Source organism: Achromobacter sp. EB05, from assembly GCF_044232075.1.
In the GTDB taxonomy this organism is placed as follows: Bacteria; Pseudomonadota; Gammaproteobacteria; order Burkholderiales; family Burkholderiaceae_B; genus Achromobacter; species Achromobacter dolens.
In genome coordinates this window covers 5,429,013-5,442,902 of record NZ_CP155917.1, presented here as the reverse complement: position 1 = coordinate 5,442,902, position 13,890 = coordinate 5,429,013, and the positions used below count along the sequence as shown (strand labels likewise).

The following is a 13,890-nucleotide window of genomic DNA, read 5'->3' as shown; positions in this document are numbered from 1 at the left end:
CATGAAACGCACTCGCAAAATCCAGGCCACGCTGAACCTGCCTACCCTAAAACTCGAAGGTGGGCTGTTCCTGCCCGACCAACTGGAAAAGGCCGCCCATGGCCGCGCCAGCGCACAGCTTGAGGCCGATTACCTCATCCCCAAGGGCGTCAAGCTCAAGGACGAATACAGCCGCGCCTTCCAGATCGCCTGCGCCCAGTGGCAGCACTTCGCCGCGCAGATGGAACGCGCCGACCTCGATGCCACGCAGCTCACCACCGCTTTCATTGACGAACTGCTGCGTCACGCTTTCGGCTACACCGCCCTACATCCTGCGCAAGCGCAGCAGGTAGGCGAACTGCGCTACCCGGTCAGCCTTATGGCCGACCACTTCCCCGTGCTGGTCGCCCCGCACACCCTGAGGCTGGACGATGCCGACGCGCAGTTTGCCGTGCAGGGCAGCGGCAACCGCAAGAAAGCGCCGTTCCAGGCCATGCAGGAACTGCTCAACGCCAGCGAACCGTTGCAATGGGGCATCGTCAGCAACGGTAAACAACTGCGCCTGCTGCGCGACGCCGCCTCGCTCACCCGTCCCAGCTTTCTCGAAGTGGATCTGGCCGACCTGCTCGGCGGCCAGCGCTATGCCGAATTTGCCAACGTCTGGCGCCTGCTGCACGCCAGCCGCGCCCCACTACTCCCCTCTCCATCCGGGAGAGGGGCAGGGGGTGAGGGCACCTGCATCTGGGAACAATGGCGTAACGAAGGCCAGATCGAGGGCACCCGCGTGCGCGATGGCCTGCGCAACGGCGTCGAACAAGCCCTGCTGACCTTCGGCACGGGCTTCCTGCAACACCCCGCCAACCACACCCTGCGCACCGCCCTGGACAATGGCTCGCTCAGCAAGGACGCCTACTTCCAGCAACTGCTGCGCCTGATCTACCGGCTAATCTTCGTCTTTACCGTGGAGGAGCGCGGCGTGCTGCATCCGCAGGACGATAGTCCGGATGCCCTGGCCGCCCGCCGTGCCTATGCCGAAGGCTACGCCCTGGCCCGCCTGCGCGATTTCTGCCTCAAGCGCCGCGCCCGTACCCGGCACGACGATCAATGGCAGGCCATCCGCATCGTCTTTCGTGGCCTGGCCCAGGGCGAGTCACGCCTGGCACTGCCTGCATTGGGCGGCCTGTTCGCCCCCGAGCAATGCCCCCATCTGGATATCGCCAGCCTGGATAACGCTCACCTGCTCGCAGCCCTGCAACACCTACGCTGGGCCGTAGTCACACAGGGCAAAGGCAGCAGCCTGACCCCGGTGGATTACCGCAACATGGGGCCGGAGGAACTCGGCAGCGTCTATGAAAGCCTGCTGGAACTGGTGCCTAGCATCGACCTGCCAGCCCGCACGTTTGGCTTTGTCGGCCGCACCGAGGAGGGCAGCACCGCCGGCAACGCCCGCAAGCTCACCGGCAGCTACTACACCCCCGACAGCTTGGTGCAGGCGCTGATCAAGAGCGCGCTGGAACCGGTCATCGAACAGCGCCTGGCCGCCAACCCGGCCAACCCCACCGCGGCGCTGCTGGCCATCCGCGTCATCGACCCGGCCTGCGGCAGCGGCCACTTCCTGCTCGCCGCCGCCCGCCGTCTGGCGGAAAAACTGGCCCAGTTGCGCAGCCTCGAAGGCGGGCAGGAAGGCGCCATCCAGCCGCAGGACTACCGCCATGCCCTGCGCGAGGTCGTGACCCACTGCATCTACGGCGTGGACCGCAACCCCATGGCCATCGAACTGGCGCGCATGGCCCTGTGGCTGGAAGGTTTTGAAGAAGGCCGACCGCTGGGTTTTCTCGATCACCACCTGCAAGTCGGCGACGCCCTGCTCGGCCTGACCGACCTGCAAGTGTTGGAGCAAGGCATCGCCAAGGATGCCTTCAAGCCCCTCAGCGGCGACGACAAGGATGTGTGCAAGGCATTAGCCAAAACCAATGCCGCCGCGCTCAAAAACCTGGAGAAAAAGCGCACCGCGCACGCTTTTGGCCAGACCGAGCTGGTGCAGCGACACGACAACGGCCTCGCCGCGTTACGCGCGCTGGAGGCTCTGCCCGAAGACAACACCGAACAGATCGCCGCCAAGGCGCAAGCCTACGAGCACTACCTGCACAGCGCCCGCACCGGCAGGCTGGCCCAAGCCGCCGATCTGCTGCTGGGGGCCTACCTGCTGCCCAAAACCGAAGACAATGCCCTGGCCATCCCCACCACGGCCACGCTCTACCTGACCCTGCTGGGCAATGCCCTGCCTGCCGACCTGCAGCCCGCCCTGGCGGCCGCCCGACAGATCTGCGCAGAGGCCCGCGTGCTGCACTGGCCGCTGGCCTTTCCGCAGGTGTTTGCGCAGGGAGGATTCGACTGCGTGCTGGCCAACCCGCCGTGGGAAGTGTCACAAATGGGCGAGGAAGAATTCTTCGCTACCCGAGCACCTCACATCGCGGAATTAGCTGGCGATACGCGAAAGAAAGCCATTGCCGCGTTGCCTGAAACCGATCCACGTTTGTGGGATGAGTTTGTAAAAGAAAGCCAACGGATTGGCGCCACCAACAACTTTTACCGGGAATCGGGACGCTTTCCACTGACAGCTATCGGTAAGCTCAATACCTACCCCTTGTTTGCCGAAACCATTCTGCAGATCCAGGCCGAAAGTGGCCGCGCCGGCTTTATCGTGCCCACCGGTATCGCCACTGACGACAGCACCAAGGCCTATTTCGGCCACATCACCCAGAACCGACGGCTGGTCAGCCTCTACGACATCGAGAACCGCGACAAGCTGTTCCCGGCTGTGGATAGCCGTATGAAGTTCTGCCTGCTGACTCTGGGTGCGGCAGAACAAGCCGAGTTCGTCTGTTTTGCCACGCAAGTCAGCCAACTGGCCGACCCGCGTCGCCGTTTTACCTTGGCACCTGAAGATTTCAGTCTCATCAACCCCAATACGCTCACCTGTCCAGTGTTCCGCAGCGAGCGCGATGCAGAGCTGACAAAGAAGCTCTACCGTGCCGCCCCCATCTTGATCCGGGAAGCCATTACGGCAGGGAGTCGAATCATTCACCCCGAGGAGAACCCGTGGAACATTACGTTCTCGCAAGGGTTGTTCAACATGACCAGCGCGAGCCACTTGTTCAAAAACGAACCCGCCCCCGATCGCCTGCCGCTGTATGAAGCCAAACTCATCCATCAGTTCGATCACCGCTGGGCCACCTACACGGTGGATGGCAACAGCCGTGATGTCACTGCCACCGAAAAGGCTTCGCCTGACTTCACTGTCACCCCGCGCTACTGGGTCAATCGCAGCGAAGTGGAAGCACGGCTGAACGACAAAGATTGGCAACACATCTGGTTGATGGGCTGGCGGGATATTTGCCGGGCGACTGATGAGCGAACAGTAATTGCGTCGGTGGTGCCGTTGGTGGGGGCAGGGGATACGTTGCTCCTAATGTTTCCAGACACCAAGCATGGTGCTCGCAGGGCATGTCTACTGGCGGATCAATGCTCATTGGTACATGACTTTGTTGCCCGGCAAAAAATAGGCGGCACGCATCTGAAGTACCACGTCAAAAAACAGATCGTGAATCTTCCGCCAGATCGCTACACCGAAGCCGATCTCGCCTTCATCGTCCCGCGCGTGCTGGAACTGACCTACACCGCCCACGATCTAGCCGGTTGGGCGCAGGACTTGGGCTACGACGGCCCACCCTTCGCCTTCGACCTCGACCGTCGCGCCATTCTGCGCGCCGAACTCGACGCCTACTACGCCAAACTCTATGGCCTCACCGAGGAAGAACTGCGCTACATACTCGACCCCGCCGATGTGCTTGGCGAAGACTACCCCAGCGAAACCTTCCGCGTACTCAAGAACAAGGAGCTGCGGGAGTTCGGCGAGTACCGCACCCAGAAGCTGGTGCTCGAAGCCTTTAAGCGAGATCTCCAGGCAGGGCACGTATTGGTTCGTCGGACTGCGAATCGAGCGTCCTTGACTGATGGATTCTGGGCACGGCCGCAACAGGATGAAGCTGCGGAGACGGGGCTTGTCCTGGCCGCCTTACTGAAGGCGGTGGATGCCCCATGGCCGGTGCACCATGTACGTCTCGCCGCCGTCTTGGCGCTGGAGCCCAGGCTGATGACGCCTATGCTGGACGCGCAGGATGCACTGGATTGGCAACGCCTGATTGGCGAAGAAGCCACGCCGCTATCCGGGGCGGTGTTGAGCTTCATACCGCGTGCAAATCAGGCTTGGGGCAGAGCTGTGCGCTTCCTGCGAAGCAGTGGCTACCTGGTTGAAGATCTGGGGGCAGGAACTTGGGCAAAAGGTGCCGAACTGGATATGCCTGCTGCCGAATGGGCCGAAGGGCGCGCCCAGATGATTCTTGCTTTCCTGCATGCACGAGGGCAGAGCTTTGATCGTGTCATTCGCGAGTTGCCTGATGAGATAGGGGGATGGATTGAAACCGCAACCTGACATGTTTCAACAAAAGCTATGCCTCACTCCACCAGCACATATGCATGAGCCGCGTTTATGGGTGAAGCGGCTGGTGATATGGGAAAAGCCTGGAGAGCAGCCCTTGCGGGACGTCCCATTACGTCCAGGCCTGAATATCGTCTGGACGCCAGACGACAACGGTATCGGTCATGGCGGCGGCAAGACCTTGTTCTGCAGGCTACTGCGCTATTGCCTGGGCGAGGACAAGTTTGCTCCCGAAGATCAGCGGGACGGAATCGGTTCGGCGTTTCCCAACGGATGGGTTGGAATGGAGGTCGTGCTGGATGGCACCTGCTGGGCCGTTCTTCGACCATTGGGCATCCGGCGACGGCATTTCGCCGTACCGAATGGCAATCTTGATGAGCTTATTCTCAGCGAAATGCCGACCACGGGCCTGTCTCCGCTGCTGAACTCCATCGAAGATAATCTGCTGACGCCAGGCGTCAGGGACCTGATCGCTGGCAAGAAGCAAGGGCATCAGGCCTGGCAGATTGCCTTGGCGCTGTTGAGCAGGGATCAGGAATGCCGATTCGACCATGTTCTTGAATGGCGATCCTCGCTATCCGACTCGGAATCGCCGGCGCGAGGGCTGAACCGAACCGAGAGACTGGAGACACTGCGAGCCCTATTGAATGCCATCGACCCATCCGAGCAAACGCTCCGCATCGACATCGCGGCCATGAGCGAGTCGAGCCGTAGCCAAGAGCAGGAAATAGGCCATCGCGCCTGGGAAATTCGCAAGCTTAGAAAGCAGCTTCTGGAAGTGCTTGGCGTTACGGACGATGAGCTTTCGCAAGGCACTCTGGGTGTCGAAATCCTGCGTCGGGCGGCGCAGGAGCGCTTGGCAGCAGAAACCAAGTCCGACGGTGCGGGCGCAACCTCGGACCTTGATTCCGTTCGGCAGGCGCACGAAAGCGCCCAAGCGGAAGTGGCAAGAGTCCAGGCCGATATAGGAAGACAAGAGGCTGTGATACCAGCCATCGAGCGCGCGATATCTGCGATCAAGGGCGAATATCCGGCATTGGCCTACTCGCTCAAGGAGGCAGAGAATTATCCTTGTCCCATCTGCGAGGTGCCCATTGACCGCGTGCTGGCGAGCCAATGCGGGTTGTCACATAAGGTTCCAGATCTGGAGGCATGCAAGGCCAGGTTGGAGAACGGTAAAAAAGTGCTCAACGATGAACAGGATCGTCTCGAATCAGCCAACTCCCTACTGAAGCAATTGCGGCCGGAGCTGGCGCTGGCAAAACAGGATGCAACGCGTAAAGAGCAGCACTATCGGAACCTGCTGAAGCTTCGCGAGCAGCGCGATGGGGCGTGGTATGTCGCACGCAAAGCCGTGGACGATGTCGAGCGGCTGGCCTCGCTTCTCGAACAGCAGCAATCTGCTGAAGTCCGCCTCGACAGGCATCAAACCGACATTGAGCAAGCTCGGGAGAGAATCGGGGCGTTGCAAAGTCAGAATGCAACGGCTTTCTCGAAGCTTGCTCAGAAATTCGACCCGATCATCCGGCGCCTGGTCGGACCTGAAGCCAGTGGCGAAATCCGATTGACCGGAAACGGGCTGAGCCTGGTTGTACAAATGGGCGGGGATCGCTCGACATCGGCCATCGACTCGCTGAAAGTTGTGGCCTTCGATCTAGCGACCCTGTGCATGAGCATCGAAGGTGACACGAGGCTCCCGGCTTTCTTGCTTCATGACAGCCCACGTGAAGCCGATCTGGGGCTCGCCCTGTATCACAGCCTGTTTCATCTTGTGCATGAGCTGGAAGAGTTCGGGTCAGCCCCCCTGTTTCAGTACATCGTGACGACGACCACCCCGCCTCCGCAGGAATACGCACAGGCGCCCTGGATCGCTGTACAACTGCGCGGTTCCCCTGCCTCCGAACGTCTCTTGAAACGAGACTTATAAAGGGTGGGCCAAGCATGAACTTCCCCGGATTGCGCCAAGGGTTCAACACATGAATCCCCTACAGCGTGCGCTTATCGAGAAAACCGGCCATGACAACGGCTTCGAACATGTGCTGCCAGCGGTTGGCGATGCCGTGACGCTGGCCTCTGCGCGCCACCGGAGCTATGCGGTGGTGACGCCATTGGCCGGTGATTTCGAGGTGCGGCTCCGGCCCGCCTCGCCTGCGCTGGTGCCGGAGTTGTTGCGCAGCTTCAAGCTCTGGGCAGGAGCCGATGGTGTATTCCGCGTGCCCACCCTGGCTGATCTGGCGACATTGCTGCGCCGTGCGGCCAGCCTGTCGCAGGCGCTGCCAAATCAGGCTGTGCGGGATTACCACACAGCCGTCGCGCAGGTACTGGCGGACTTGCCTGCCGAAAACCGGGGCACAGAGGTCGAACGTCTGGTGCGCCAGCGCGTGGGGCAGGATCGTTATCGCGATGCCTTGCTGAACTACTGGGGCGGTGCCTGTGCGGTAACTGGTGTCACCGTGACCGAGGTGCTTCGCGCCAGTCATGCCAAGCCCTGGGCGGAATGCACAGACGATGCCGAACGGCTGGATGCCTTCAACGGCTTTCTGCTGGTGGCCAACCTCGATGCGCTGTTCGATCGTTTTCTAATCAGCTTTGACGATGCCGGGCATCTGCTGACCAGCGCCCGCCTATCCCCGGACGATCTGCACGGCCTTGGCATCCACCTAGGCATGACGCTGCGCTGGCTGGCCAGCGAACACCGGCATTATTTGCAGTGGCACCGCGAGCGCTTCCTGCTCGGTGCCTGATCGAGGGAGGAGACATGGCCAAGGCCGAAGCAAGCGTTGAGGAGCTGGTATCCATGATCGAGCGCGGCGAGCTGCGCTTGCCGGAACTAAATACGTTTGTTGGGTCAGCAGACTAAACCCGTGGGCTGGCTCCGGTTGTAGGCTAGGTACTCCCTGGACTACCTGCGCTAACTGCCGAGATAGATGGCGGTGATTTGAATCCGCTCGTGTCCCAATTCACGACTGATGGTCTGGCGAGCACGGCTGTCTTCTACGCGCTGCGCTGGACTCAGTCCCTTGACTGACGGTCCACCTGCCGCTGGCGCCGGCCACCCCGTCAGAGTCTCATAGCGGCTCTGGGCGTACTGATGACGTAGCCCGTGCATGTGGCTCAGCCCCGCCGTCTTGCATTGGCCATCGTAGACATGACGCTGCTGGATGTAGGTTTTGTGGGCGGGGATCAATGACCCGGCCCCCGCCAGATGGTGCGCCGCCTGCAGCACCTCGCGTTGTTCTGGCGTCGTGATCGGCACGGTTCGCTCTCGCCCTCCTTTCGTCCACGAGCCTTTCAGGGCGAGATGATCGCCACGGTCGGCATAACTGGGCTGGAACTTGATCGCCTCTTCCCGACGCAACCCGAAGACGGCCTGTAGCTTAAGGCTCATGCGCACGTGGGCATCGGTGACTAGGTCAAGCCCCGATCCCAGTTCCCGGGCCTTGCTGACGTTGGTCACATAGCGGCGCTCCGACACGCCAAGCTGCGTGTTGTCCGCCGGCAGGATGCCAGACTTGCCGATCTTCTCGGCCCACCAGCGCAGATGGGAAAGCCGGTTCTTGAGGGTGCCGGACGACAGGCCTTCGCCTTGCCAGCGATCCAGCAGCGCCTGGACGTGCTTGCCCTTGAGCGACGATGCCTTCATCTGCCGAAAACCGGCCTCGCGCAATTGCCGCGCAGCCAGGGCCAGCGAACGCATGCGGTCGGCCTGTGTGTTGTGGCTGCCGTCGCGGTTGCGCTGGCAAAGCTGCCGCAGGGTATAGGTCAAGTCATCCATCTCCCGATCCCCCAGAAAGCGCCGTCGGTGCTGCGTTGTCCTGAAACTCAATGGTTAGTGTTGGTGCCAGCTCGCTAGGCGAGATCCCGTGAGGGCAAGGGCATGGTGTTCAGGAAACACCAGAGCCTCGGATGAGGCGTCCGTCTTGCTTCCTGCTGGAAGGCCGGACGGAGGTCGTGCGGGATGAACAGGCTGTAAGCGTCGATGAGTCCTCCGGTGAAGTGAGTGGGGTAAGGAAAGCGGCGGCGATCTGTGCATTGCGCACAGGCCATGGCTGCTAGGGACAGTGCGCCGAGGGCGCGGGAAGGGATGAATGCGGGCCGATGAAGAAGGCTCCGCCCCATGGATAGGGGCCGGTATGCAGCAGGAGCCTGGGCATACCTGGGTGGGTTCCGCCCTGATGGGCCAGCACTTGCAGGAACCTGTGCTGTTGGGGTGCCGATGTACGAAGCCCATCGGTCTTGGCAACTGCCCGGTCAGTGTAGGGCGGGCATCATCATGTATGCCGCATGCAATAGGATCTGGCTTTCGCCCATATTGTTGGCGGTGTGGGCAGGGCCGTCACTGCGGCGTGCAGTGACGGCCCATCTCCTGGCATCCAAGCCGTGCAATGGGTAAGGGCGCTGCGGCAGATGCGTACATATCTCCTGCCTACGGCACTGACGCGGCCTTCGGCCTTGTCGGCTGCCTGTGCAGAGGCGGCATGGTAGCCATGCCACTCCTGCACAGGCAGCTTGCGTGCAAGGCTGATCTGGCGGCATCTGGAAAAGCGACTCGGCATTGGGGCCGTGTTCGCGCGTAGTGGGGGTCAATGGCGGGCGCGCAAGCCGCAGCGGAGCGCAGCCGCAGGCGAGCACCGAACGGGTGAGCACCCGGTGCAGCGCACCATTGACGCCCATGCAGCGCAGCAGCCTTTCGGCAGGGTGCAGGGATGCTCTATCCCCTGCACCCTTGCCCTTCGGCGAGAACGGAGTTCCAAGAGGCAGCGCCTCTTGGTCAAGGCCGCAGGCCGCGAAGCCAGAGCGCGCTATGCTGGCATCGTCATCCGGGCTGATCTATGATCCTGACACCCCCTTGGGGTACAACTGGGGGTACTTCCAGCGATTCCCGCGAGGGCCATGGCGCGCTTTCCCCGCGAAACTCAGTGCTCATGGACCTTTGCCGACCGATCAACGTTTAAACGTGTGATCAACGTCTGATCGTTGTTCCCAAGCGCGTTCGGTCGCGCTACATGAATGTGAATGGGGCAGGCCCTTGGCATCAAGGGCCTGCCCCTTCCATTTAGAACTTCGCCTGCAGGCTCAGCGTCACCCGGCGCGGCTCGCCATAAATCAGGCCGTTGTAGAACCCATACTGCCGATAGTAGGTCTTGTCGAACAGGTTGCTGACGTTGAGCATGGCCGACAGATGGCGGTTGATGTCGTAGCGCGCCATCGCGTTGAACAGCGCATAGCCCTTCAGCGGAATCGGCGAGCTGTCGAAGCCGCCGTGGCCATCCGGCTGGCCGGGGTAGGGTTCGGACACCGTCTTGCCTTGCCAGGTCAGGCCGCCGCCGATGGTCAGTCCCCGCAGCATTCCCTGCAGCCGGTAGGTGGTGTTCAGCCGCAGCAGATGGCGCGGGTCGGGACGGTCGGCGGTGTCGTTGTTGCCGACGTCCAGATAGGTGTAGCCCAGATAGACGTTCCAGGCGGCGGTCATGGCGCCGGCGATTTCGGCGTCGACGCCCTTGACGATGACGCCGGTGCCGGGCCGGTAGGCCTGGTCGCCATCGGGCGTCAGGCTGTCGCCGTCTTTCAGGGCGACGTTCTTCTGCAGGCTGCGGAATGCCGACACGGCGGCATTGAGCGCGCCATTGAACCATTCGCCCTTGATGCCGGCCTCGTAGCTGGCGCCCGTGATGGGCTTGAGGGTGTCGCCGCTTTCGTTCTTGCTGGTCTGCGGCGTGAAGACATCGGTGTAGCTGGCGTAGACCGAGTAGGTCGGCGTCAATCCATAGACCAGGCCGTAGTAGGGCGTCCAGGCGTGGGCGGCGTTTTCCCCGGTGCGCGCGCCGCGGACGCCCGCCGCGTTGTAGTTGTCGCTGTGGATCTGGTAGAGGCTGCGGCGCAGCCCGGTGATCAGGGTCAGGTCGTCGGCGAGCTCGAAGCGGCCCGCGACGTAGCCGCCATATAGCGTTGTCCGGGTGACGCGGCGGGCGTCGGTGCGGAACGCGCGGATGTTGCCGTATTCGTCGCCGCGCCAGGCGCGCCAATCGGCCACGGGCAATTCGGTGCGGTACTGGCAGCGTCCCTTGAAGCCGGCGATGCCATCGATGCTGCAGTTGCTGCTGTTGAAAGTCCAGGACGGTTCGTCCATGCGGGAGCCGTTCAGGCCGACGAGCAGTTCATGCCGGCGTCCGAGCAGTTCCAGCGGGCCCGACAGATCCAGCGACAAGGCGTCGGTTTCGCCTTCCGTTTCCGAGTGGATGGCATTGAGGTAGGCGCCGCTGCCGTCCTGCTTCCAATGGGGCCAGCGGACCTTGCCGTTGTTGACCTTGATGGCGCCCTTGTTGTTCAGGTCCGCGCGCGAGGTGTGGGCATAGTCGGCGCGCAGCTTCCAGTCGTTGTCGAAGCGATGGTCGAGCGAGGCGAACAGCGTCTTCGCTTCCATGTCGCTCTTGCTCCAGTCCGCCGCGAGGTTGAGGCTGCGGCGGAAATGGGTCGGCGAGCCGTCCGCGAACCAGGCGGGCACGTTGGCGCCCCAGGAGGCGCCGTGGAAGATGCTGTGTTCGTACTGGAAGCCCAGCCCCACCTGCGTGCGGGCGGTCAGATCCATGGCGACGCTGGCCAGGAACCCCTGCCGTTCGATGCCCGAGCGGTCGCGGAATCCGTCGGAGTCCTCGCCGCTGAACACCAGGCGCGAGCGGACGCGGCCGTCCGCCGCGAGCGGTATGTTGATGTCGCCGACGGCATTCTTCTTGTTCCAACTGCCGGTGCGCAGGATCAGGCTCGCGCCGAGCGTGCGGCCAGGGCGCTTGCGCACCAGGTCGACGGTGGCGGAAGGATCGCCGATGCCGCCCATCAAGCCGTTCGCGCCTCGCACGATGCTGACGCGGTCGTAGAGGTCCATGTTGATCGCGCCGCTGCCGCCGCCGTTGAACGAGGACCCGCCGATGATCGACAGGCCATCGACCTTGTAGTTGGTGATGTTGAATCCGCGGGACCGGTAGGTGGTGCGTCCGCCGTTGTCCAGTTCGATGAAGGTGATGCCGGTGGTGCTGCCCAGGACGTCGCCGATGGACTGCATGCCTTGGTCGTCCATCTGCTGGCGCGTGACCACCGACACGGACTGGGGGGTTTCCTTGGGGCTCAGGGTCAGGCCCGTCGAGGCGCGGGTGGCCGGAACGGTATAGGCGCGCGTCGTCTCGGTGGGTTCGTCGGTCTGCCCGGTCACTTCGATGGCGGGCAGCGTGGCCGGGGCGGGCGAGGCCGTGGCGCCGGCGTCCGGCTGCCGCGCTTGGGCGGGGGCCGATGCCAGGGCCAGGGCAATCAGGCCGAGCAGGACGGACGAGCCAGACGGATGTGGGTGCATGAAGGGATCCCTTGAAACTTGAAAAGCAATGCCATTGATTGGCATTTCCATTTCGTAAATGAGGCGCCAAGGGAATATGCCGGATCTCTGGCGAAATGGATCAAGCCGGGCCGCGTGGCCCGCAAAAGAAGACTTGTTCAAGGCAGGCGCGGCGCTAGCCCCGTTGCGCGCGCGGCGGGCAGGACGATGGCGATGCCCCGCCGGCCGTCAGGCGCCGTCGATTGCGTTCACCACGGTTCCAGGAGCCAGCCCTGTTGCGTGGCCTGCAGCCGATCCGTGAGCGCCAGGCTGTCCAGGAACGCGTCGTCGTGCGACACCACCGCCAGGGCGCCAGGGTAACCGCGCAGCATGCTTTCCAGCGCGAGTGTGGAGGGCAGGTCGAGGTGATTGCTCGGTTCGTCCAGCAGCAATAGCCGCGGCGGCGGATCGGCGTAGAGCACGCAGGCCAGCGCCGCCTTCAGGCGTTCGCCGCCGCTGAGCGCGCCGCTTGGCGCCGTGATCTTGCGCGCGTCCAGGCCGAGGTGCGCCAGTCGCGTGCGCAGTTCGCCTTCGTCGAGGGCGGCGTTGACCGCTTGCAGTTGTTCGAGCACGGGCCGATCCGAGGCCTGGTCGGCCAGGCGCTGGTCGAGATAGACGCATTCGGACGCGCCCTTGCGCTCGCCCGACAGGGGCGCGAGCAGGCCCGCCAGCACCTTGAGCAAGGTCGACTTGCCGCACCCATTCGGGCCGGTGACCGCGATGCGTTGCTGGCCGCCGAGCAGCAGGTCGACGTGGCGGGTGGGGCCCGCGATGAAGGGCAACGTGACGGCGTCCAGCTCCACCACGCGCCGTTGCGCCGCCTGCGCGACGGGCACGGCATGCAGCGAGATGTCGGCATCCTTTTCCACCTGCGCCGCGGCGTCGCGCACGGCCTGGGCGAGGCGTTCATGGGCTGCGGCATGTTGCTGCCGCAGCCTGCCGGCCGAGTCCTCGCTGCGGCCCTTTTGCCGGTCGAGCAGGATCTTGGCCTGATTGGCCTTCTTGCCATGCCGCTGGCCGCGCGCCTGGCGGCGTTCCTGCCGCTCGCGCTGCGCCTGCATGGCCTGCTCTTCGCGCCGGCGTTCGAGCTTGTGGTGTTCGAGCCGCTCCAGGGCATTCGATCGTTCAAGCGCCTTGCTCGCGGCATAGGCGCTGTAGTTGCCGCCGTAGCCGCGCAGGCCCAGCGATGAGAGCTCCACGATGCGCGTCAGGGTGTCGAGCAGTTGCCGGTCGTGGCTGACGACCAGCAGGCCGCGTGGCCAATGGCGCAGCTGTTCGATCAGCGCCTGCCGGTTGGGCCGGTCCAGGTGATTGCTGGGTTCGTCGAGGATGAGGAAGTCGGCCTCGGACAGCATGGCGCTGGCCAGCGCCACGCGCATGGCTTCGCCGCCGCTCAGGGCGCTGGCGGGCGTCGCGGCGTCGAGGTGGCCGAGGCCGTCGCGTTCCAGCACTTGCCGCAGGCGCTGGCGGATGTCCCAGCGGTCGCCGACCCGCTCGAAGTCTTCCGGCGCGCTGCTGCCGGCTTCGATGCGAGCCAGGGCGTCCAGCGTCGTTTGCACGCCGGCCAGGCTGGCGACCGTGGCGCCGGCGGGCGGGGAGACCTGCTGCGCCAGGTAGAAGACGCTGCCCGATCGCAGGCAACGCCCGCTCGACGGCGGCAACTGGCCGGCCAGGATCCGCGCGAGCACGGTCTTGCCGGCGCCATTGCGCCCGACCAGGCCGGTGGGGCGTTGGTCGAAGGTTTCGTCGAGTCCGGAAAAAAGCGGGCTGCCATCGGGCAGCAGGTACGACACGCTTTCGAGCGTGAGATAGGGAGCCGTCATGCGTGATGCTTCCAGGGATGCCAGGAACTCCCCCTGCGAACGGGGGCGGGTGGAGACTGGCCGTCATTGCGACGGCGGCATCAATGGCGCATGGGACGAATACCTCGATGGATGGGGGTCAGGCCGTTACTTTAAAAGCCCTCGGCGAAATTGGCAAAACGCGAGCGCGGCCAAGCCTTGCGCGGCGGCGGGAGGCTCGGGGCAAAGATGCCCGTGCACCTGAG

The 13,890-nt window shown here is 63.5% G+C and carries 6 protein-coding genes; 3 read left to right on the top strand and 3 right to left on the bottom strand.

The window, feature by feature from the left end:
- Nucleotide 1: 1 nt before the first annotated feature.
- The 3 genes from AAID08_RS24890 to AAID08_RS24880 are packed head-to-tail and all read left to right on the top strand — an operon-like array spanning nucleotide 2 to nucleotide 7,224.
- On the top strand, nucleotides 2-4,474 hold the full coding sequence (locus AAID08_RS24890) for an Eco57I restriction-modification methylase domain-containing protein (protein ID WP_395757033.1): 4,473 nt from the start codon (nucleotides 2-4) through the stop codon (nucleotides 4,472-4,474).
- A gap of 1 nt (nucleotide 4,475) precedes the next feature.
- The gene (locus AAID08_RS24885; protein WP_003161384.1) at nucleotides 4,476-6,407 is read left to right on the top strand and encodes a hypothetical protein; all 1,932 of its coding nucleotides are present in this window, start codon (nucleotides 4,476-4,478) and stop codon (nucleotides 6,405-6,407) included.
- A 49-nt stretch (nucleotides 6,408-6,456) separates the two neighbouring features.
- Nucleotides 6,457-7,224 (top strand): HNH endonuclease, encoded by a 768-nt coding sequence (locus tag AAID08_RS24880; RefSeq protein ID WP_395757032.1) that lies wholly within the window; start codon nucleotides 6,457-6,459, stop codon nucleotides 7,222-7,224.
- Nucleotides 7,225-7,391: 167 nt separating this feature from the next.
- Here the strand turns inward: AAID08_RS24880 and AAID08_RS24875 are convergent, their stop codons facing one another.
- The 3 genes from AAID08_RS24875 to AAID08_RS24865 form a co-directional block, all read right to left on the bottom strand.
- A complete protein-coding gene (locus AAID08_RS24875) occupies nucleotides 7,392-8,255 on the bottom strand; it encodes an integrase domain-containing protein (protein ID WP_395757031.1) in 864 nt (287 codons plus the stop codon).
- A gap of 1,281 nt (nucleotides 8,256-9,536) precedes the next feature.
- Nucleotides 9,537-11,825, bottom strand: a complete 2,289-nt coding sequence (locus AAID08_RS24870) for a TonB-dependent siderophore receptor (RefSeq protein WP_395757030.1) — start codon at nucleotides 11,823-11,825, stop codon at nucleotides 9,537-9,539.
- Between the two features lie 227 nt (nucleotides 11,826-12,052).
- Nucleotides 12,053-13,666 (bottom strand): ABC-F family ATP-binding cassette domain-containing protein, encoded by a 1,614-nt coding sequence (locus tag AAID08_RS24865; protein ID WP_395757029.1) that lies wholly within the window; start codon nucleotides 13,664-13,666, stop codon nucleotides 12,053-12,055.
- Between the last annotated feature and the right edge of the window lie 224 nt (nucleotides 13,667-13,890).

Bases quoted from the DNA above. Each gene is read 5' to 3' on its own strand.
- AAID08_RS24885 (WP_003161384.1), top strand. From the start codon at position 4,476: ATGTTTCAACAAAAGCTATGCCTCACTCCACCAGCACATATGCATGAG.
- AAID08_RS24890 (WP_395757033.1), top strand. From the start codon at position 2: ATGAAACGCACTCGCAAAATCCAGGCCACGCTGAACCTGCCTACCCTA.
- AAID08_RS24880 (WP_395757032.1), top strand. From the start codon at position 6,457: ATGAATCCCCTACAGCGTGCGCTTATCGAGAAAACCGGCCATGACAAC.
- AAID08_RS24875 (WP_395757031.1), bottom strand. From the start codon at position 8,255: ATGGATGACTTGACCTATACCCTGCGGCAGCTTTGCCAGCGCAACCGC.
- AAID08_RS24865 (WP_395757029.1), bottom strand. From the start codon at position 13,666: ATGACGGCTCCCTATCTCACGCTCGAAAGCGTGTCGTACCTGCTGCCC.
- AAID08_RS24870 (WP_395757030.1), bottom strand. From the start codon at position 11,825: ATGCACCCACATCCGTCTGGCTCGTCCGTCCTGCTCGGCCTGATTGCC.